Here is a 20,414-nt window from a genome sequence, read left to right as displayed (position 1 = left end):
GCTAGAATCCAGGTGCCTGGAATGTCGAAGCGACCGGTCAAGTGGGTACGCTGCGGAAGATCGATAGAGCAGGCATTCAGGGAGAATGAGTTCGCGTGCCGGCCTCGGCGATACGTGCCGACACTGTCAACCTCATGACCGCATGCGGGCTGAAAGAGCAGCGCTTCGCTCCAGCGGTAATTCAGGCCGCTAGCTGCCTAACTGCGGCAAGCCCATCGATCGTGTATGTTGAGACGCTATTGCCGATGCCTAAATATCGAACCCGTCATGGCAATCGTTGTGACGGGAAGCGCTCGCTTATGGGCTGTGCTGGAATGCGCATGAAGTATACGCCTGTGCGCCGCTTCGTTGATCTTTTGGCCTTCGAGGAAGTCGTCAATCTCATCGTATGTGAGACCGGGACGAGGTTCTCCAGGTCGGCGGTCGGGATCTTTTCAACAAGATCAGACGGAGCGCCCAGATACACTGCCAAGGCGCGAACTCTGCGCTTGTTCAGCCCGGAAAGAGGAAGAATGTCTGCGGCACCATCGCCGAACTTGGTGAAGAAGCCCATCAAGGCCTCGGCTGCTTCGAAGCGACTTCTGAAAAAGAAGTGTGGGTTTGCTCTCATACCCTTTGCTGAAAAATGTTGTCATAGAGCGCATGGAATGCCACGCGCTTCGAATCGGAGTAGCCATCCGGGAAGCCTGAAGCCCCTTTGAAGCGCATGTCCGGCAGCTATTCATAGCGTGGATGACTTTGATCGAAACAAACGATTTCATAACTCTTCGGAAATCTTGCATGGACAAAAGCACGTCCGCACCGATCACCCATCCAAAGGAGAAAATCTTCCATGCGCCCTGACGTGCAGTGGAGGTCGTGCCGAGAAGTGAGTTGCAACTGGCCGATCATGTCGGCGGTTCGACGCTAGTCGTCCCCAATGTTCCTGAGCTGCGAAGTCTTGCAGGCGAGCCAGCTGCCCAGCGCGATTCTGCTTGTGGCGGGCTTTTTGCCGCAGGCAGTCCGCTCGTTTGGGCAGCGGATTGGAGACCCGGCCGGCAGCGCTACCATACAACATCAGCGCACTTTACATCTACGCGGTATTGCCGGGCTTCCAGTCGGTGCCATGTTTGGCCGACGAATGACGCGATGCGGCCTCCTGCACAAGCGAAGGCGTTATCGGATGTGCGACCGGGAAGCAGGCGGACAGTGCAGCACATGTCACTCGCCTGTGCGACGGTCTTTCGGGGAATGAAATCGGGCCAGTTCACGGCGCGGCATTATTCGTCAACAGCCGCCCCTTCGCAAGGATATAGGCAGCCCGCGTCACAAGTTCGTGCTGCAGATGAAAACGGCATCGCCGGCATGCAAGTCAGCAGCCGCTCAAGATTCGATGATCCAGCCAAGCTCTCGGCGTCATGGAACGGCAGGCGCCACGATCGAAGCATCTCATGTTGATTCAGGCGGACCCTTATGAGGCGTTCTTTGATGCCGGTGATGCCTGACAGGCGGTTGCAGCTGCAAGCGACAACGCGGCCTATTTAGTTGGAAACGGTCTGAGGCAGGCCAATTTGGCTTGCCCGTCACTATGTGGAGAAAGAAATGCTGTGTCTAGGAATTAGCGGCGGACTTGACCAAGTCCATGAAAACCGATTCGAGCTTCGGAACGCCTTTATGCACGATGGCGCCGCGGTGCTCGTCCGAGACGGACGGGTGATAGCAGCCGTCGAAGAGGAACGCCTCAATCGGATGAAACACTCCAACAAGCTCCCAATTCGTTCGATTCAATACTGTCTGTCAGCGGCGGGGGTTCAGCTCAACGACATTGATCGTGTCGCGCTCTACGCCAGCGAGCCCTATGCCAACGCCATGCTTGAAGGTATGTCCGCATCCCACCCGGACATTCTCTCCATTCCGTTGGATGCTAAAACGTTGGTGCAGGATCTGTTAACGCGTGAGTTCGGCACTAAGTTGGACAGTTCGCGTATTTCATTCGTAAGTCATCATCAGGCGCACGCCGTGAGCGCCTTTGCAATGTCGGGCTTCGAACAAAGTCTCATTCTAGCGATTGATGGCTCTGGTGATTTCCTATCGGGCCTCTTGGCGGTAGGGTCTGGCACAGAAATTACGCAACTCGAGGCTTTCCCCGAGAACAATTCTCTTGGGCTGTTTTATCTCGAGACGATCCGCTATCTCGGCTACGGCTTGTTCGACGAGTATAAGGTAATGGGACTCGCGCCCTACGGCGACCCCGCTCCCTATCGCGAGCTCTTCGAGCAGTTCTACGAGCTCTCCGCCAACGGCGGTGGCTACCGTGTTCACCTCGACCGCATCGGTCCGGCGTTGCTCCGCAATATCGAGGTCAGGCGAAAGGGAATGCCCTTCACCCAGCAGCATCGAGATGTGAGTGCGTCACTGCAGGAAGCGCTTGAGCGGATCGTGTTCCACATTCTCCGGCATCACCGTGAGGCCACCGGCATGAAGCGGTTGTGCCTGGCGGGGGGGGTGGCCCACAACTGCACGATGAACGGTAAGCTGCTGTATTCAGGGCTTTTCGACGACATTTTCGTGCAACCCGCGTCTCACGACGCTGGCTGCGCATTGGGAGCTGCGCTGATAGTCTCTAACGAGATGGGCCGCCCCGCGCCGTGTGAGCGACTGCAGGAGGTCTATTGGGGTCCTGATCTCGGGACCGAGCGCGCCGTGCAACAGGAACTGAATGCATGGGCCGGACATCTCGAGGTTGAACGCTCTGATGACGTGGCAAGCAGTGCAGCCGACTGGATCGCCAACGGCGCCGTGATCGGCTGGGTGCAGGGTCGTTCGGAGTTTGGGCCACGTGCGCTGGGCAACCGCAGCATTCTTGCCGACCCTCGGCCCGCCGCAAACAAGGACCGGATCAATGCGATGGTCAAGAAGCGCGAAGGCTATCGGCCCTTCGCGCCATCTGTGCTGGAGGAGGATGCGAGCGAATTTTTCGACCTCCCGGACGGTAGGCACGAATTTCCATTCATGAATTTCGTCGTTCGCGTGCGTGACTCAAAGCGCGCCTTGCTCGGTGCCATCACGCACGTCGACGGTACCGCTCGCCTGCAAACAGTATCGCGCAACGCCAATCCCGCGTACTGGGAGGTCATCAATGCGTTCAAGAAGCGCACAGGCACTCCAATTCTGCTCAATACGTCCTTTAACAACAATGCCGAACCGATCGTGGATTCGGTTGCAGACGCGATTGCCACCTTTCTGACGACAGAGCTGGATGGACTTGTGGTCGGGCCCTTCCTGGTAAAAAAGCGGGCTGCAACGCTGCAGGATTGGACTGCGCTTGCGGTTTCGTTGCCGCCCTATGTGTCCCTCCATCAAACCCGCGCTTACAAAGCGCCAGATCGTCGGGAGACTCACTGCGAGATCAGCACGACCCACTTCAGCAGTGACAGTGTACGAATTTCACACGACTTGTTTAATCTGCTGATGCGGATTGAGGGCGAAGCCGTGTTGGGAGATCTCCTCAATACAATTGCGCCGGATCAGGCTAAGCGTGAAGCTCTGATGGAGGGCCTGCGACGGCTGTGGGAGCAGCGCCTCGTTCGATTGCATCCCTCACAAGCTGCTCGCATGGATCAAGACCGCGATCAAACGCTGGACCAGCATAACAGGCTCTCAGCGTGATAGAGGTGCCGCTATCCAAGCTCGGCGAATAAAGGTGTTCATCGACGCCGCCTGCCAACTCACCCCTGGGAGGCGGTCGCTTCATCACAGGGTTGATTCGTCCACTTCATGTTGGACGACCCGGACGCGCAGAAAAAAGCGCCTGCGGCGGGTCCTTTGTAACCACCATGATGCGGGACCACAGCGACAGGGCGTGCCGGAGACAGTCAATCCGGCCGGCGATGTCGTCGCCGGCGGCGACGGTCTCATTCAGGATCAGCATCGACCAAAGAGCGAGGCCACTGCCGTTATGCTCCGAGATCTGGGGACGGCGGCTTGGCGATCACCGTCTACTCGGCGTTGCCGAACTAATGCATGCGAGACCGTGACGAAGCCCTTCACATTGCGGGTCGGGACATAGCTGGCTTTCTTGGCGCGCTACCATCGCTAGAGATGCAGACTTCGCCCAACAGCTCCTGCTGGAGCGCGGCTTGGATCTGATGGCAGAATTCTTGCGGAGACGCGGACAAAGTGGGGAGCACTCCAACCTACACACGCGTCACTGGGCTATCAGTGTTGACCGTATAATCTTCGGAATGGCAATGGCATATTTTACAAAGCACGACGGCAATCAAATTATATACCGCAGCTGGGAAGAGCCGGAACAGTCAAGCGCAAGGATGAGAATTTTGGTCCTCAAGCTTGATCATGTCGGCGACTTTTGGATGTCTCTAGGGCCTCTAAAGGACCTTCGTCAGCGTTTTGCGCATGCCCACATTACGCTGGTGGTGGGAAGCTGGAACATCGCTACTGCAAAACAGTTTGACCTCGCCGACGATCACGTTGCTTTTGACTTTTTTCCTCGCAACCCAAAAGTCAAAACGCGCAAAGAAGCCGCGGACATAAGGCCGCTGCTGACCGGCGAGTTTGATCTTGCCATTGATATGCGTGTTCCGGAAGAAACAAGGCCGATCTTGCTTGAAGTTCCCGCCAGGCACCGTGCGGCGATAGTTGATCCGTACAGCATGCATCAGATCGATATTGCGATAGCGCCATTCAATCTGAAACTGCGCAGAACCATTTTCTACAAGCTGGTCCAAAAAATAGGGCTTGCTAACAAAATCCCCCGTAGATGGCTTGATTGGTTCATTGACCGTAAGCAGGTGCGTCTCCAGCATGTGTCAGAAATCCTCCTCTTTCTGGTCGCAAAGGCAGCTGCCTATTTCGAAAGCGGAGCGGGTCACCCACAGAATTCGACTACAGGCAATGCCCCGATTGTCGTGGCTCCGTTCTCCAATTCCAGCCTGCGAGATTGGCCCATTGAAAGTTTTGGCAAAGTTGTCGCTGCTCTTTCGACCCGTGGTGAGGTGGTCCTCGTTGGCCGTGGCGAATGCCTGGAAGCGCTTGAGGAGGTTGCGAAGATAGCTAGGGAACGTGGGGCCGCGAACATTCGGACGGCTGTCGACTTGTCAGAATTGGAATTCAATTGTCTCGTGAATTCGGCCGCGCTCGTCGTTTCGAACAATTCAGGCACCGGCCATGTCGCTGCCCAGCTTGGCCGCCCTACTATCGGCATTTTCACGGCGTCACATCTACCGGAGATTTGGGGGTTTCGAGGTCCCTTGGTCAGCATGCTTATGAGTGTTATTGAATGTCGCGGATGTGGTCTGGACCAAGTGCGGCATTGTCCGGTCAAAGTCCGATGCAAGTTCGACATCACGCCGGATCTCGTGATTGCCGAGGTAAACGCCTTGATGAATCATTGTAAGGGTACGGCACAAGCTTAGTGGCTCGCGGTCACCACAACCGCGATTGCCCAGCCCTTGTCGCTGATTCAATCGCTACAATCATCTAAAGGCCGAAATTCAGAATCGAATCGACTTGTTCGAAGGACCGCAGTGGCGATGTCACATTGGCCGACAGGTGGCATAGAGCGGCGCCTGAGAATGAAAGTGCCGCCGCCCAGCCTTCATAGCCGTTCCTCCTTTGTTGCGTGACGGCCCGAAAGTCGCCATCGCGTCAGATGTTCATCAGGTTCGGGATAGCCGGGGCTCGTCCGGCGACAGTCATGGCAGCGACTTCGCTTCTGGACCCGCTCATCCGGCCGCCAAAAACAAATGCGCTTTCTAAGCCGTAATTGATCCGCAGGAGCTGACCAAAGCCACCTTGCTCTGGGTTGCGGCAATGGCGACTGGGGCGAGAAGCCGAGAAGAACCGATGCGGCGAGAAATCCTGAGACCATCCGCCACGAGACGTCGCCAGGGAACGTAGTATTGCGTTCCGCGTTACACTAACGTATATACGTCCGCAGCACAGGAGCGCGCCATGGCCACCATACCCACCAGGAAGGAAGCACCCGTCTCGATGCGGTTTCGCGACGATGATCTCACCATCATCGACCGCGGCGCGGAGCTGCTCGGCCTGTCGCGCACGGAGTTCATGCGGCGCGCCGCGCTGCACGAGGCGCAGGCGGCCATCCTCAACGAAACCGTCATCCGCGTGTCCCCGGAAGCCTATGACGCCTTCATGCAGGCGATCTCAGCCCCGGCCGCTGCGCCCCCGGCGAAGGCGGCCGAGCGGCTGCGTCGGTCCCCGCCCTGGGACCGCTAGGTGGCGCTTTCAGGCATCGAACTCCTCGACGACGCGCACCGCCTCGACAGCTTCGATTGCGGCAAGCCGGCGCTCAATGCTTGGCTGGCCGGCTTCGCGCGAACGAACCAGGCCCGCGGGTTTACCCGCGTCCTGGTCGTTCACGACGAGGGAACAGTCGTCGGGTATTACGGCCTCGCGCCGGGCGTGATCCAGCCAAATAGCGCACCGCGCGCCATCCGCACCGGACGCCCGCCCGATCCGATCCCCTGCCTGCTGATCGGACAACTCGCCGTCGACCACCGCTATGCCGGACAAGGCGTCGGTAGCGGCTTGGTCAAGGACGCGCTGTATCGCTGCGTCGCCGGCGCCGACATCGTCGGCGGCCGCGCGGTGGTGGTGCGGGCGATCGACGCCGAGGCAGAGCGCTACTGGCAGAGCTGGGGCTTCATTCCCGCGCGGGACAATCCGTCGGTGCTCATGCGCTCGATCCAGGACGTGAGCCTCTGGCTGGCCGACAAAGGCCACTAGCTCCGCGCGCGTAGCGCCTCCGGAAGCGGCAGGTCTGCGCGCGGGCCTGCCGCCGACCGGGCTCTAGTTGCGGCGTCCCGCCGCTCCCCGAGCCGGCTTCGCCGTCTCGGCGTTCGGGTGACCCCTCACGCAGGGCCAGAGGGAGACGGCGGTCAGAGCGAGGGAGCCCTGGAGAGAAGGGAAAGTCATGATGTCGATGATATTCATAGGGGGTTCACGCGAGATATTTGAGCTGCCGGAACCTGCCATCGCTCGGATCCGCCCAATCGTTGTTGCCGTGCACGGCGTGCTGATTGGCGACGCCTCTGGAGCCGATGCCGAGGCGCAGGGCCTGCTCGCGGGCTACGGCTACAAACATGTCGGGGTCTTCCATGCGGCCAAGGAACCCCGCAATGATCTGGGCGACTGGGCTGTACGCCGCCAAAGACCGGGAGATGGCGCGCGCCGATTTTGGGATGATAGTCTGGGACGGCGCATCACCCGGCACGGCCGTCAACGTGCTTCGGCTCGCCATGGCGAACAAGCCGAGGTCATCTACGATCTGGCCAGGGGCAGCATGGCGACTACGCACCATGTCGTCCCGGCGAGAAAGTCGTCATTGTCCGTGAGGGTGACCGCCGCCTCTACGGTGAGAATATTGATCGCCGGCAACTTATGGCGCCTGCCGACCTCAAATTCGTTGAAGTCGTGCGCCGGCGTGATCTTGACCGCGCCGCTGCCTTTCTCCGGATCAGAATACTCGTCCGCCACCACCGCGATCCTGCGGCCGACGATCGGCAGAGGATGAGGTTCTTGCCGACAAGATGCCGGAAACGCTCGTCGTCGGGATGCACCGCCGACCGCCATATCGCCCAGCATCGTCTCCGGGCGGGTCGTCGCCACGGTGATGAAGGTTTTAGGATTTTCCGGATCCAAAACCTCGCCCTCGACGGGGTAGCGGAAATGCCAGAGGTTGCCGTTGACCTCCTGCTGTTCGACCTCAAGGTCGGACTCGCGATCAAGAGCTTCGGGTCCCAGTTGACAAGCGCTTGTCCTTGTAGATCAGGCCTTTCCTTGTAGAGCGTGACGAACACTTCGAGCACCGCCTTGGATAGGCCCTCGTCCATGGTGAAACGTTCTCGGCTCCAGTCGGCCGAGGCCCCAGCCGCTTCAACTGGTTGAAGATCGCGCCGCCGGATTCGGCTTTCCACTCCCAGACTTTCTCAATGAACTCGTCGCGCGTCAGGTCACGGCGGTGGATCTGCTTCTCCATAAGCTGGCGCTCGACCACCATCTGCGTGGCGATGCCGGCGTGATCCATGCCGGGCTGCCACAGCACGTTCTTGCCGCGCATGCGCTCGAAGCGCACCAGAATGTCCTGCAGCGTGTTGTTGAGCGCATGGCCATGTGCAGCGAGCCGGTGACGTTCGGTGGCGGGATGACGATGCTCAAGGCTTCCGCGCCCTCCTCGGCGCCTGCGCCGACACGAAACGTCTTTTACAAGCGTATTATGTTTTTTGCGCATAGACCAACGAGTTGAACGGCGGCCCCATGAATCGCCGATGTGTAGGTCGGGCAAAGGCGCCCACCAGCTCGTACTTGTCAAGACGATGCCACCCTTGATCTTGCACCCGCCTCCGATACCAGCGATGCACTGCGTCGTATGCTCATGCCTGTCAGGATGGGATGGGCGCTGCTAGCACCGTGGCAGTTTGACAACCCGGCCATCGGGGCGGTAGCACCGTCCAAGGCCAAGAGTCGCAGGGCAGACCGCACCCCATCGGGCTGCGCGACCCAGACCAGCTGACGCCCAACTGGCACACTCATCGCGCATCGGCACCGTGGATGCGACATCTACTTTGTTGCGAGCGCGATATCGGAACTTGGTTGTGACGCAGCTGTGCGTAAGCGCACCGCTGTCAGCGAGTGAGTGAGTGAAAGAACTACGTGGTGGAGGTGAGAAGTCATGCGGCGTCAAGATTCCCCGCCCTTTGCGGCAAACACACTGATCCCTCTTCAGAATCCGGTCTTTCGTTCGATCTGGACAGCCACGCAGATATCCAGCCTTGGCTGGCTGGTGCAGAGCGTGGCTATAAGCTGGCTTATGGCAACGATTTCAGCCTCCGATCTGATGGTTGCGCTCGTGCAGGCTGCATCGACACTGCCCGCCTTCTTCTTGTCGATCCTTGCTGGAGCGATTGCAGACAGCTTCAGCCGCCGCGGCGTGATGCTTGCCGGACATTGCCTGATCGCACTCGCATCCACGGCGCTGGCTCTCTCTGTTGGACTGGGCTTTGTCAGTCCATGGCTGATCTTGGGACTGAGTTTCTTGGCGGGATGCGGCTTTGCCTTGAATGATCCAGCCTGGCACGCCTCGGTCGGCGACATCCTGGAAAAGCGCGACATACCCGCTGCAGTGACGCTGATGTCGGTGGGGTACAACGTGGTTCGAAGCATAGGACCGGCGCTTGGCGGTGTAATTTTGGCTTTGCTGGGCCCCCTTACGGCTTTCGCCTTCGCTGCGCTGACCGACCTGGTCCCGTTGAGCGCTGTACTGCGCTCCAAGTGGCAAGTTCGCTCTTCGCCTCTTCCGCGCGAGCGGATGACGACGGCCATTCATGATGGCATGCGCTTCACGGCAATCTCCTCGGAGATCAGAGTGGCGATCGTGCGTGCAACCCTGTTCGGGCTGTCAAGCATCTCGATCCTTGCTCTGCTCCCCCTCCTGGTTCGCGACCAACTGGCGGGGGGGCCAATTGTTTACGGCGTCCTGTTGGCCGGCTTCGGCACAGGCGCCTTCATCGCGGGCATTGGCAATAGCTACTTGCGACGCATCACGTCCCAAAATCGATTGATCACGTTCGCGTCCGTTGCTTGCGCAACGTGTTGCCTTTTACTGGCTCTCACATCATCGGTGGCTGTAGCAGCGATCGCGCTTGCAATCGCTGGCGCAGGCTGGGTTGTCACCTGGACCGGAACCGACGTGTGTGTGCAGTTGGCAAGCCCAAGGTGGGTCGTTGGTCGCACCCTGTCGATCTATTACGCCCTGACCTACGGCGGCATGGCAGCGGGCAGCTGGATCTGGGGTGCTGTCGCGCAGAACTATTCCCTGACGTGGGCTTTGGAAGGTGCTGCAGCGGCGCTGTTGCTGGTTGCAGCTGTGGGAAAGCTATTGCCGGTCCGCCTATGGGAGGAATCGGATCAAGGGGCCTTCGACTTCAGGCCACCAGAACTGGCCCTCGATTTGAAGCCCAGGAGCGGCCCGATCGTGATCAAGGTGGAGTACTCGATACCCGAGGAGAATATCGAGGACTTTCTGAGCTGCATGCGCGAAAGGCGGCGCGTTCAGAGCCGTGCCGGTGCGCGGGACTGGACCCTCCAGCGCGATCTTCAGAACTCGACTCTTTGGACCGAGACATTCCGCACGCCGACATGGACGGACTATCTTCGTCTAAACCATCGGCTAACGGTGACTGACAGGGAAGTAGGCGAGCGCCTTGCCGCTCTGCAGGTCGGTGATTCTCCTCCTCGTCTCTCACTTTCGATTGAGCGGTCGACAAGCCCCGCCCCCGGCAGCCAAGTCCAGCCTGTGCCCTTTGTATCGCGCCCGTAAGGAAACCAGTAACTTTTCTGGGTTCGGACACGGGAATGGCCGAGACCTACTCCTTCTTTCGTCGGGTCTGCCCGGATTGCCATACGTTGTAGCCGGTTAGGCGAGCATGAGGATTTGTGTGGCACGTATGTCCACCACGGGCCCATGTCCAGCCCCACCGCCTCTGCGGCCATCAGATCGGCTTGGGCACGGGTTCAGGTCGCCTGTCCCCCTGCATCGCGGCGAGCAGCGGGAGCAAGGGGGGCGGAAGGGTCTCCCCGGTCTGCAGGGAGCGCAGCGGGCAGACGGAGGAATCCGCCAGCGGCGGCTTGCTGGGAGAGGGCCGCGCGCCTCTTTCCCCTCCCTGACAAAACGTGCCGCCAAGCACGTTCACGTCGGCGCAGCCGTGCCGCAGAGGCGGCCGCAACAAAGAAGGCCTACAAGGCGGAAGCATCGAAATGTTCGCCAGCGGGACCAATTCAGTTCGGTGCTGGAGAAAGCGATTCAACAGGGCGGCCATGGGAGCGCCAGCATAGCGCCGCTGTCAGGCGCGATGCGGACCGACAGCCCCGGCGAAGGGCGCTGATTGATCGACCGAAATTGGATCGGGTCATAATCCATGAATTTTTCACGATGCTTCAGCACGCGCGTGGATTTGTGCATTTAACTGCAGCGTCCAGGTGGTCCGGTGGAAGCGCGCCCGGGGCATCTTGAAACTTATTTGATGCAGCCATCCAGGACTGCTGCATTGCCACAGCAATGGTCACAACCTGCTAGGATCCGGACCCATAAAGGGATTGAACGAAGCCGCTGACGCGTCATTTGGTGCGTGGGTTTGCGGATGACGCTTCTGTTTTGAAGGATTGCGGCTGTTGAAGCGCAATCTTGAGAACAGGAGTTTGAGAGTTTGAGATGGCCGAGTTGAGCCCTCTTCGCCGACGCATGATCGAGGACATGACGATCCGCAATCTGTCGCCGGCCACCCAGCGATCCTACGTGCACGCGGTGGCCAAGTTTTCGCGATATTCGACCGCTCGCCGGACCGGCTCGGCCTGGAGGACGTTCGCGCCTCCCAGGTGCATCTGGTCTCTACCGGAATCTCGTGCCCCTCCCAGGCGCTGCGCCAGTAAAGCGTCGGCGAGCCAGCATCCGACGGTGCGTTCGAAGCGATCTCATTCGGCGGCCATGATCGCGCCGGTCACCATGCCGCAGCGGAAAGCTGCCGAGCTCGTCTGGTCAGGTCGCTGACCGCCTCGTCGTCGCGGGCGACGATCGAAATCTTCCCCACCGCAGCGAGGTTTCTCCCGTTAGAAGATCCTCAGCGGGATGGGCTGCCAGTTCACGCCCGGTCAACAGCATCCGGCCCGCGGGGTCGACCTTGTCTCCCGGTCGTGTGAGCAGAAGAACATCGCGAAGTGCGGCTTCATCCTCGACGCCGCGAGCCTGCTTCGCCGTACCACGGCCGCCGAAAGCCCTAGGCGCTGTCACCAGGCGCCAGCCCACCTCTCTAGCTGGCGGACCATCTCATCGAGCGCGCCGATGGCTGCACGGTCAGTGATTGCAATGTCCTCAATGCGCCGCAACTGTTTGGGTCGGGGGCAGCCCTGTGCAACCAGGCCGGCACCGCCGCGTCGGCGCGGCTTCCGTGGCACCGGGAAGAGTGCCGTGGTGGCGCAGGAGGGTTTTGGCTCAGAATCATGGAACACGATGAATCATCGCGGCGCATTTTGTAGAGCGAACGATAAGTCTTGCACGACCAGCCATTTATCCCTCGCGAGATCAATGCCGCGGGCAATTAGCAGGCGAACTCCGTCCGGACTGAGTACCTGTTTCAACGCGGGCAAAAGAAGTTGTGTAGCCATGTCACGAAATGCTTGGTCCGCTTCTCTGCCGGCCGATGGTCCATGAAATCCCCTCGCCACCCATGACACCAGACACCTCCTTGCCAACAGCCCGATCAAGCACTGGCCTCCATGGTACCAGCGTGAACTCGCGCGCCTTCTCGACTATGACGTACTTGCCGCTGGCAAGGTCGATCGAGCGGCGCAATCGACCCTCTATTCGATCACCAGGCTGCGCTTCGGAATACGAGAGTCCGAGTTCGTCAGACAGTTGACCGGCAACACGGTTCAGCTCACGTTGACGCAGGATCGAAAGCATGTTGGCGCGATAGACGATCCGGTCCTGCTCTTCCCGAGCAAGACCTTGCGCAATCAGCCACTGCCGTCGGCGGCCTTGCGCCTCTCGGACATCGCGGCCGAAACCAGAGCTGTGCAAGGCCTCCGGTGTGTCGGAAACCAGCTCTCGATCGAGCCAGGTGGCGCCGTCGAAGCTGACTTGGCTCTCCAGCAGCATTGATGAGAGCTTGTCGACGACAACCGGCTCGGCCCTCGCTCGCTGACGCTCGTAGTCAGACACACGGTCGAGATGGTCCGGAGCGATAGTCCATGTACCGTCCGGCTCGCGCTCGACACCACCGGTCGCCCGGCGGATCGCCTCCAGTCGCCGCACGTGCGTTTCGGCAAAACGTTCGGTGGCCGACTGGTCATGCTTGAGATGGATATCGATGCTGTAGCGCCCGTCATGGGCCGTGGCGATCTCGGCAATTGTGCGGTCGACTTGCCTTGGCCCGGTGTCCCTCGGCGTGACCCGCACTATGCAGCCCTCTGCCGTCGGTTGGGTTGCCTCGCCTTTGCCGATATCAACATAGTGGCTTTTGCCGTCCACGCCGTCGACGACGAGGTAATGGCGGTCAGTGATTTCGTCGGCCAGGCCGCGCGCAACGATGCGGCCGACGACAGGCTGCATCGGCTCTGCAGATCGATCATGGACAACATAGTCGGCGGCACTGCGGGCGAGCCCCTTGCCGGTCAGTTCGCGGTGCATGGTCTTGATGAGGTCGCCCCGCTCGCCGATGCGGCGCAGCGTCGCTTCAAGCTCGCCATCAAGGCGCCAGCGGCCCGAGCCGACTTCCTCAGCCAGACCCATCCGCTCGAGCTTACGCAGGCGCCCCTGGTGCAGCGTCTGGCGAAACGTGTCTCGGCTGGCCGGTGAGACATGCCCCTCATGGTCGCGCATGCGGAGCAGCTGCCGATCGATGCTGGTGAAGCGTTCCCGCTCCATTTCCTGGCGCAGGCGTTGCTCGATCTCGCGGTCCGTTCTCGGGCCAAGGTCGAGGCTGACCAGCTCGGCCGCCCGTTCACGGATTCCAGACGAGATGTAGTCTCGCGCGATGACAAGATTTTCGCCGCGGTCGTCCTTGCCGCGGACGATAATATGGGTATGCGGATGACCAGTGTTGAAATGATCGACGGCCACCCAGTCGAGCCTGGTGCCGAGGTCTTCTTCCATCTGCGCCATGAGGCGCCGCGTGAGCGGCTTCAGGTCATCATACTCGATGCCGTCTTCAGGGGCGACGATGAAGCGGAACTGATGCCGGTCGCCATCGGCACGATCGATGAAGGCCTTGCCATCGACGCGGTCGCTGTCGGCGCTATAGAGCTCGCCAGGCTCGCCTTCGCGGGTCACGCCGTCGCGCTGGAGGTAGCGAAGGTGTGCACGTGCCCCGTCAACACCCTTGCCGGCCAGCTTGACGATACGGGCCTTGACGACGGCGCGCCGCTGCCGAAACGCCGCGTGGGGGTCGCGCGCTCTGAGAACGGCGGCAGCAGCCCCGCCGCGCCCCGCCCGGCTTCCGATGAAGCGGCCACGGCGACCGCTGCCGCCGCCGGCTCGGTTGATCGCGGCGCGGATCTGGCCGGCGAAACGCTTGCCTGCCTTCGAGCCGCGCGATCCGATTTTGCCCAGGCTCGGCTTGAACTCTTCATCCTGCATTGAGCCTCCTAGTAATCTTGAGCAAAATCAAAGCTTTGTCGGCAGAATCTCTCCTGACGCTGAAGGCAGCCTCCATGAAAAACGATGTGCAGACAAAGACTTCGCCGCCTCCAGGAGGCGATGCCTTTATCTTGCCTTCCGCGGACCTGCCTCCCTGCCCCGCCCGACCCACGGTACCCCTGCCCTCACCTGCGATCCGGCCGGCCTGACCTTGCTCGCTCCGATCCGAGCGGCACCACAATTTGGCCATTCGGATCGGTCGCGGAAACACCGTTTCGCAGGAAAAACAGCGACTGCCCGGACGGGATTTCCGGCGCTTTTCCGGAACGGGATTTGCCGGTGAACGCGTCCATGTCGGCGGCCGAGATCCCCGCAGCCTTGACCTCTTCCAGATACGAAACCGTCTCGCTGGGCAGCGGTCGCCCACGCTGCAAATGCTGTTCGTAGCGGTCCGGCCCAGCGTTATAGGCGGCAAACAGGCCGGGAAAGCCGAAGCGGTCATACATGGCGCGCAGATAGGCAGTGCCTGCCAGAATGTTGTCGCGAGGGTCGTGCGGATCGGCCCCCAGGCCAAGCTCTGCGCGCATCTGCTCATAGGTGCCGGGCATCACCTGCATGAGGCCAATGGCGCCGGCGTGTGACGCGATCGGCCGTCCGTCCACCATTGTCTGCCCCCGGCTTTCGGCATCCATGACGGCATAAATCCAGGGCTGTGGAATGGTGAAACGCCGGCTTGCCTCAGCTACGTAGTGCTGCCATCTTGCCAGCTGCGGACCACGGGAGATGGCGGCCGGCTGAGCGTCGGTCGCGGCGGAACAGGCGCATGGCGCTATCGCGACCATGCCCAGCATCAGGAGGGTTACTCGGTCCATAGCGGCACGAGCCTCCCGGCAATATTTTCGGCCGGCACCGGCCCGAAATAGCGGCTGTCGAAGGAGTGATTTCTATCGTTGCCGAGCAGGAAAAACTCGTCGGCGGCGAGCTTGCGGCAGGCATTCCACCAAGGCAGCGGACGGTGCTGCGTGTCGGTTGCCAGCCGGCGCGCGACAATCTTGCCGCCGATGATGATGGCGTCGCCGAAGGCGCAGACATGCTCGCCAGGCAGCGCGGCAAGGCGCTTGACCAGCGGCACATTGCTGGGCAGATAGAAGCGTTCGGCGGCGAGATCGGCGACCGGTTTTGCCGGGCGGACGAGCACCAGATCGCCACGAGCCGGTGATCCGGACGCGACGCGATAGAGGCCGACCGGCGCACTCTCCGAGGCGTTCCACACCAGCCAGGGCGATGGGTTGTCGAAAGCGGAGAAGCCGATCAGGCCGAGGCCTATTGTGGCCACGGCGATCGTCTTGCGCGCCCGAATGCGCCGCACATGGCTGCCGATCAGACGGATAGTGGGACGCCGGCTCATGAGCGGCCTCCCTCACCGGCCGAGCCGGAATTGTGCCCGCCATCCTCGGGCCTGGTCTCCTGCGCGCGTCCCTTCGACCAGTCGTCGAGCTCGTCGATGTGATAGCGGACATAGCGGCCGTGCTTGCGAAATTGCGGGCCACCGCCCTTGAGCCGCATCTTCTCCAGCGTGCGCTGGGATAGCCCGATATAGAAGGCGGCCTGCGCGGTGTTGAGAAACGGACTGCCCTTCTTGGCGCGGGCCGCGCGTTCGTTGTCGTCGTCCATGATGGTCCTCGTTTCGTTACGGACAAGCGAAGGCGAGGATCGGCGAGCGAGATCGTTTCGGGGACGGGCGAAGAGTGGGGGGCGAGTTTTCGCCGCCCCTTCTTGAGAAGAGCCCCGCGCCGGTTGCGGCGCGGGGCTCGAGGCAGGCGGTTCAGTCGACCGGGTTCCAGATGATGGCGTATGTGTCGTCATCGTCCTGGCCGGCGGCGCGGCCGAGATTGGCGTAGAGCTTGCGCGGACCGAACTCCGGGGCGGCAATCGACAGGCTCACATAGTCCTTGCCGGAGGTCTCGCCGGTGCGGATCCAGCCGGCCCCTACTTCGACCCCTTGCGTCAGCACCCGGAAGTCGGGATGGGTGTCGGCGCTCTTTGCCTGATTGGGCACGATGTCGATGTCGGCGCGGACGCTAAGCGTCTTGAGCTGGCCCTTGTAGCCGCCGTTTTCCTGTTTGGTAACGTATCCGATCGCGGTCATTTTCAGTCTCCTTTGGTGCTCGCAGGGGACCATTCCCCTGCGATGGCGGACCGTGATGGGCGCGTCCGGACCGCCGGAACCGGGACGGCCGCAGCGATAGCGAAGGACCCGAGCGGGCAGCTTTTTTGAAGCGAAGCGGCGCGAGGAAGCCGCCGCAGGCGGCGGGGAAAAAAGCTGCTGGCGAGGGTTTCGGGCGGGCCGGATCCGCCCATAGGTCGTCAAGCCAGCCGCAGGGGAATGGTCCCTGAGACACCATGGAGACAGGTGGCGCGATCGGTGACACAAGGAGCCGGCGGCAATGCAGGGCGCCGGCTGCGCGGGCTCTGTCGGCAACCGGATCGGACAATTGGCCCCATGCGCCTGGCGCCTCAGCAAGCAACCCGGCGCGGTGCAGGGCTGCCGAAACGGGCGCGAATTGGCGTCGGGATTTCTCGCGCGCGGCACTGGCTCGACAAGACGACCAATCGCCAGCCGGCGCGACCCGGAGCGGCGCGCGCGACCTGAGCGGCGGTAATCGAGAGAACCGCCGCTCGGGCCCTGATCGACTATTTGCGGACGAACAGCGGCTGCACTTGTGCCTACTGATCGGCGGTGCGGAAGCCGCCGCGGCTGGTGTAGCTTTCGGCCGGGAATTTCATCCAGCGCGGCAGCCAGGTCTCGATCTTCTGGCGGCCATTCTCGCCCGCCAGGAAGTCGCGGATGATCTTCTTTTGCGTCTTGACCTTCTCGGCGACATTGCCATCCGCGACCAGCTTGCCGCCGACCTCGGCGAGCATCGAATTGGCGATTTCCTTGTCGCGCAAGAGGTCGAAGAACGCATCGTCCGCTTCCCACCATGCGCCCATATCGACGTTCAGATGGTTGCCGAGCGCCTCGATGACGGCGCTGCCGGCTGCAAGCGTCTCGGCCATGACAAGGGTGAGAACGCGCATGACATCGTCGTCGCACAGCGCCAAGAGGCGGGCGAAGACGCCGGCGATAGCAAAGGCGTCGCCATTGCTGCCGGCCACCACTCCATCCTCATCCGGTGATCCGACCAGGGCCAACACCTCGCGCCGCTTTTTGCCGAATGCAGCTTCGGCCTTGCAGCCGGCAAGGCTGGCAGTCACCGTTTCATTGACTGCGCGCTGTGGCTCACGGCGCACCTGCCACAGGCTGGAACCGGTGATGGCGTGCGCCACGACGAGGCGCAGCGCCACGGCGGGATGGTCGAGCATGGCGGCGCGCACGGCGGCATGGCGATGCAGATCGACATAGTTCTGCATCGGGCCGGTGAGTTCGGGGCGCGGCGGCTTGGCGGCTGTTTCTTCTTGCTCACCGCCCTCGCGGGCGCGGCGGGCTTCCTTGTGTGACAGCCAGCCCTCGTGACACCCGACCTCGCCGCGATGCGAGACAGTGATGACGACCTTGCCGCCCTTCTTCTTCGGGGTCTTCTCATGGTCCCATGGGTGGAAATACTGGCCCGGCTCCAGCAGCACCACCTCGCTCCAGCCGTCGTTGAGATAGGTGTCGCGTCTGGCGGCAATCGCTTCGTTCTGCTTTTGCCAGAACAGGTCGGCATCGGCGAAATAGCTGTCCTCGCCGAACAGGTCCGAGGTGATCAGGCCGGTATATTCGTCGATGGCAAACATCGCCACCTTGGTGGAAATCGACTGGCCGCCGAACAGCCATTGCTTCAATTGATAGCCACGCGGCGCGTATTGATCGGGATCGGCACAGAGTGCCAGCCAGTCCTTCTGCTGCGCCTTGGACGCCATGGTGAGATGGCGCACCGTCTCGGTATCGATCTCCTCGCGCCGGTAGGCTTCGCGGATTTTGGGCAAGAGGTCGCCAAGCGCCAGAATGCGTTTGACCTTCAGGTCAGTGATGCCGAAGGTCGCAGCGATATCGGGAACGGTGCGGCCTTGCCTGACGAGCCGCGAAAACGTCTCCCATTGCGATACTTCGTCAGGATCGAGACGGGCGAGGTTTTCGATCAGCGAGGCTTCCAGCGCATCGGCGTCGTCGCCATCCTCCATGATGGCGCAGGGCAAGGGATCGCCTTCGCCGCGCTCGTCGGCAAGCGATTTCGCGGCGAAATAGCGCCGCCTGCCGGCGACGATCTCGAAGGTTTCCGGCTGGCCGTTGGGCCGCACAAGGAGAGGCACCAGCACGCCGCGCGCACGCACGGAGGGCAGGATGTCGGATATGTCGGGCGCGCGTTTTCCATGGCGCATGTTGAGCGCGGAAAAGTTGAGCCGATCCAAGGGGATGTGGGCAAGCTGCACGGTTACTCTCCTTCGCTTTGGTTAAGGTTGTCCCCGCCGCAGAGGCCGAAGGCCGGCGCGGCGGGACGGTTTTTGCGCCTATCGGCGCTGCTATTCCGCCGTGTCGGGCGGAAGCTCGGAATGGGGCTTTGAAAGGGCGTCTGCTGCCTGCCGCAGAGGTCGCTCGGCCTCGGTGATGTGGCCGCAAATGCGAGCGGCTTCGGCATAGACCGAGAGCGGAAAGCGCGCCTGGAAATGCAGGTCGCGCTCGATGCCGAGGCCAAGCGGACCTTTTACGGATGCAAGCTCGGCCAGGCTGACGCTGCCGAGTTCGGGGAAGCCGAAGCCGAGATCGCAAAGACCGAACAGCGTGTCGCCATCGGCGTCGAGTTCGCTCAGAAGCCACGTCGCGGCACCTGTGGGATTAAACAGTTTCACAACGGGAAAATGGTCAATGTCGGCGTCGGCGGCGCCATTGGCGAGCAGTCGTGCGCGCAGTCGATCAGTGATCAGGATCATGGAAAGACTCCTTGTCAGAACAGGTCGAGTTGATTTCTGCTGGCTTCATCGAAGAGGCCGATATCGAGCGGCTTTTGCGCCGCGCGCGGACGCATCGGCGCGTCCATCAGGAGGGTGAGCCGATCGCGCGTGGTGATCGGCCGGACACCGGGAATGAGCATCTGCTCGCCTTGCGGCGTCGGCTCGGTCGCGGTCAGTTGAGGGTCGCGCATCGTCATGCCGCAATCCCTTCCTGCGCCTCGCCTTCGGCATCGGCCTGAAGGCCAAACAGGAAATCGGCGGCCTTGGAGGCAAGACTGGCGGCACGGAAGATGGCGCGGTTGTCCTCGCGCAGCACCTTCAGCCATGAGCCGATGTAATCGGCATGACGCACGGTCGGCTCGATACCGAGATTGCTGCAGACGAAGGCGGCAGTGATTTCGGCGACCAATTCTTCACGCGCGTAAGCCTTGGAGCCGAACGAGCCGGAGAGGTCGCGAGCAAGCCGCGTCCGGTGGCCGGTCCAGTGGCCAAGCTCGTGAAAGCAGGTCCGGTAATAGTCGATCTGGTGATGGAACGCCGGCTGCGGCGGCACCTGAATGTGGTCGCTGCCCGGCATGTAGAAAGCGCGATCGCCGCCGACCCTGAAATCCGCACCGCTGGCGCGAATGAGCGTCTCGGCCTGCGGCACGATCTCGCACTGAGGCAGCGGCTCGGCGGCGGCGTGGAGGTGTTCCGGAAGATTATCGCACTGCGCGACATTGAAGACGGTGAAGCGCTTCAGAAAAGGCACGGCCTGTGGTTCATCGCCCTCGTGGCGTGCGCGCTCCTTCTCGTCCTTGGGGACAAAGCGGTCGGCATGCACGATGGTCGTGCCGCGCTCGCCCTTCCTGACATTGCCGCCAAGGACAAGCGCCTGCCGGAAGGTGAGCCAGTTCTGGCTGGGATAGCTGCGCTCGATGACCGCGCCCCACAGGATGAGGATATTGATGCCGGAATAGGTGCGCCCAGAGGATGCATTCCTCGGCAGGCCAAGGCCTGCCTTTGCCCTGCCCCATGGCTTGACCCATGGCACGGTGCCGCGCTCCAGCTCGGCAATGATGCGGTCGGTGATCTCCTGATAAAGGCTGGCGCCGGGGCGCCCGCCCTTGCCTGCGCCAGCCTCTGTGCTGGCGGAACGCTTGCTGTTTGCATGCATCGTCTCATCCTCCGCTCGCCAATCGCCGCGCCTTTCCCCGGAAGCGGGGTGGGCGGCGAGTCGCGACCGGAAAGGCCCGCCGTGGGAGGCGGACCGCATCCGAAGGACCGGAACGAAGAGGAGGACCCTGAGCGGCACGCGAAGGGTTGCGGGCTGCCGCGGCGGGCCTAG

General features: G+C 61.6%; 15 protein-coding genes and 3 pseudogenes. 6 read left to right on the top strand and 12 right to left on the bottom strand.

The window, feature by feature from the left end; genetic code table 11:
• Nucleotides 1–236 precede the first annotated feature (236 nt).
• A pseudogene (gene nadE / locus NKJ12_RS29575) lies at nucleotides 237–568 on the bottom strand (NAD(+) synthase); the annotation flags it as partial.
• A gap of 1,013 nt (nucleotides 569–1,581) precedes the next feature.
• Between nadE and NKJ12_RS29570 the strand changes: the two are divergent.
• The 4 genes from NKJ12_RS29570 to NKJ12_RS29555 all read left to right on the top strand — a co-directional run bounded on the left by NKJ12_RS29570 (nucleotide 1,582) and on the right by NKJ12_RS29555 (nucleotide 6,747).
• A complete protein-coding gene (locus NKJ12_RS29570; RefSeq protein WP_352690166.1) occupies nucleotides 1,582–3,648 on the top strand; it encodes a carbamoyltransferase family protein in 2,067 nt (688 codons plus the stop codon).
• A 581-nt stretch (nucleotides 3,649–4,229) separates the two neighbouring features.
• The gene (locus tag NKJ12_RS29565; RefSeq protein ID WP_352453586.1) at nucleotides 4,230–5,414 is read left to right on the top strand and encodes a glycosyltransferase family 9 protein; all 1,185 of its coding nucleotides are present in this window, start codon (nucleotides 4,230–4,232) and stop codon (nucleotides 5,412–5,414) included.
• 538 nt (nucleotides 5,415–5,952) lie between these two features.
• A complete protein-coding gene (locus NKJ12_RS29560) occupies nucleotides 5,953–6,237 on the top strand; it encodes a type II toxin-antitoxin system TacA family antitoxin (protein WP_352690167.1) in 285 nt (94 codons plus the stop codon).
• On the top strand, nucleotides 6,238–6,747 hold the full coding sequence (locus NKJ12_RS29555; protein WP_352457366.1) for a GNAT family N-acetyltransferase: 510 nt from the start codon (nucleotides 6,238–6,240) through the stop codon (nucleotides 6,745–6,747).
• Between the two features lie 214 nt (nucleotides 6,748–6,961).
• Here the strand turns inward: NKJ12_RS29555 and NKJ12_RS29550 are convergent, their stop codons facing one another.
• Nucleotides 6,962–7,270 (bottom strand): hypothetical protein, encoded by a 309-nt coding sequence (locus tag NKJ12_RS29550; RefSeq protein ID WP_352690169.1) that lies wholly within the window; start codon nucleotides 7,268–7,270, stop codon nucleotides 6,962–6,964.
• A 56-nt stretch (nucleotides 7,271–7,326) separates the two neighbouring features.
• A pseudogene (locus NKJ12_RS29545) lies at nucleotides 7,327–8,181 on the bottom strand (class I tRNA ligase family protein); the annotation flags it as partial.
• 511 nt (nucleotides 8,182–8,692) lie between these two features.
• Between NKJ12_RS29545 and NKJ12_RS29540 the strand changes: the two are divergent.
• Both NKJ12_RS29540 and NKJ12_RS29535 read left to right on the top strand, forming a co-directional pair.
• A complete protein-coding gene (locus NKJ12_RS29540) occupies nucleotides 8,693–10,339 on the top strand; it encodes an MFS transporter (protein ID WP_352690174.1) in 1,647 nt (548 codons plus the stop codon).
• A gap of 891 nt (nucleotides 10,340–11,230) precedes the next feature.
• Nucleotides 11,231–11,430, top strand: a pseudogene (locus NKJ12_RS29535) (phage integrase N-terminal SAM-like domain-containing protein); the annotation flags it as partial.
• A gap of 751 nt (nucleotides 11,431–12,181) precedes the next feature.
• On the opposite strand, the gene rlxS reads toward NKJ12_RS29535, so the two are convergent.
• The 9 genes from rlxS to NKJ12_RS29490 all read right to left on the bottom strand — a co-directional run bounded on the left by rlxS (nucleotide 12,182) and on the right by NKJ12_RS29490 (nucleotide 20,243).
• A complete protein-coding gene (rlxS, locus tag NKJ12_RS29530) occupies nucleotides 12,182–14,152 on the bottom strand; it encodes a relaxase/mobilization nuclease RlxS (RefSeq protein ID WP_352706969.1) in 1,971 nt (656 codons plus the stop codon).
• 185 nt (nucleotides 14,153–14,337) lie between these two features.
• A complete protein-coding gene (locus NKJ12_RS29525; RefSeq protein ID WP_352706966.1) occupies nucleotides 14,338–15,024 on the bottom strand; it encodes a lytic transglycosylase domain-containing protein in 687 nt (228 codons plus the stop codon).
• A complete protein-coding gene (gene lepB, locus NKJ12_RS29520; RefSeq protein WP_352706965.1) occupies nucleotides 15,012–15,560 on the bottom strand; it encodes a signal peptidase I in 549 nt (182 codons plus the stop codon). Before lepB ends, NKJ12_RS29525 begins: the two co-directional genes overlap by 13 nt.
• Nucleotides 15,557–15,826 carry a helix-turn-helix transcriptional regulator gene (locus NKJ12_RS29515; RefSeq protein WP_352706962.1) on the bottom strand — a complete coding sequence of 90 codons (270 nt, stop codon included), beginning with the start codon at nucleotides 15,824–15,826 and terminating at the stop codon, nucleotides 15,557–15,559. Before NKJ12_RS29515 ends, lepB begins: the two co-directional genes overlap by 4 nt.
• A gap of 151 nt (nucleotides 15,827–15,977) precedes the next feature.
• Nucleotides 15,978–16,301 (bottom strand): DUF736 domain-containing protein, encoded by a 324-nt coding sequence (locus NKJ12_RS29510; protein WP_023672372.1) that lies wholly within the window; start codon nucleotides 16,299–16,301, stop codon nucleotides 15,978–15,980.
• Between the two features lie 578 nt (nucleotides 16,302–16,879).
• Nucleotides 16,880–18,568, bottom strand: coding sequence for a ParB/RepB/Spo0J family partition protein (locus tag NKJ12_RS29505; protein WP_352706959.1), 1,689 nt, complete (start codon nucleotides 18,566–18,568; stop codon nucleotides 16,880–16,882).
• Between the two features lie 90 nt (nucleotides 18,569–18,658).
• Entirely contained in the window at nucleotides 18,659–19,066 is a 408-nt protein-coding gene (locus NKJ12_RS29500) for a DUF2958 domain-containing protein (RefSeq protein WP_352706957.1), read from the bottom strand.
• Nucleotides 19,067–19,080: 14 nt separating this feature from the next.
• Nucleotides 19,081–19,284 (bottom strand): hypothetical protein, encoded by a 204-nt coding sequence (locus tag NKJ12_RS29495; RefSeq protein WP_023679651.1) that lies wholly within the window; start codon nucleotides 19,282–19,284, stop codon nucleotides 19,081–19,083.
• Complete coding sequence (locus tag NKJ12_RS29490; RefSeq protein ID WP_352706956.1) at nucleotides 19,281–20,243, bottom strand: ArdC family protein; 963 nt, start codon at nucleotides 20,241–20,243, stop codon at nucleotides 19,281–19,283. The genes NKJ12_RS29495 and NKJ12_RS29490 overlap by 4 nt, the downstream gene beginning before the upstream one ends.
• Nucleotides 20,244–20,414 lie beyond the last annotated feature (171 nt).

Source organism: Mesorhizobium sp. M0195 (assembly GCF_040322115.1).
Lineage (GTDB): Bacteria > Pseudomonadota > Alphaproteobacteria > Rhizobiales > Rhizobiaceae > Mesorhizobium.
The sequence above is the reverse complement of the archived record's forward strand: the minus strand, read 5'-3'. Positions and strand labels throughout refer to the sequence as shown.

Bases quoted from the DNA above. Each gene is read 5' to 3' on its own strand.
- NKJ12_RS29570 (WP_352690166.1), top strand. From the start codon at position 1,582: ATGCTGTGTCTAGGAATTAGCGGCGGACTTGACCAAGTCCATGAAAAC.
- NKJ12_RS29565 (WP_352453586.1), top strand. From the start codon at position 4,230: ATGGCATATTTTACAAAGCACGACGGCAATCAAATTATATACCGCAGC.
- NKJ12_RS29560 (WP_352690167.1), top strand. From the start codon at position 5,953: ATGGCCACCATACCCACCAGGAAGGAAGCACCCGTCTCGATGCGGTTT.
- NKJ12_RS29540 (WP_352690174.1), top strand. From the start codon at position 8,693: ATGCGGCGTCAAGATTCCCCGCCCTTTGCGGCAAACACACTGATCCCT.
- rlxS (WP_352706969.1), bottom strand. From the start codon at position 14,152: ATGCAGGATGAAGAGTTCAAGCCGAGCCTGGGCAAAATCGGATCGCGC.
- NKJ12_RS29525 (WP_352706966.1), bottom strand. From the start codon at position 15,024: ATGGACCGAGTAACCCTCCTGATGCTGGGCATGGTCGCGATAGCGCCA.
- lepB (WP_352706965.1), bottom strand. From the start codon at position 15,560: ATGAGCCGGCGTCCCACTATCCGTCTGATCGGCAGCCATGTGCGGCGC.
- NKJ12_RS29515 (WP_352706962.1), bottom strand. From the start codon at position 15,826: ATGGACGACGACAACGAACGCGCGGCCCGCGCCAAGAAGGGCAGTCCG.
- NKJ12_RS29510 (WP_023672372.1), bottom strand. From the start codon at position 16,301: ATGACCGCGATCGGATACGTTACCAAACAGGAAAACGGCGGCTACAAG.
- NKJ12_RS29500 (WP_352706957.1), bottom strand. From the start codon at position 19,066: ATGATCCTGATCACTGATCGACTGCGCGCACGACTGCTCGCCAATGGC.
- NKJ12_RS29495 (WP_023679651.1), bottom strand. From the start codon at position 19,284: ATGACGATGCGCGACCCTCAACTGACCGCGACCGAGCCGACGCCGCAA.
- NKJ12_RS29490 (WP_352706956.1), bottom strand. From the start codon at position 20,243: ATGCATGCAAACAGCAAGCGTTCCGCCAGCACAGAGGCTGGCGCAGGC.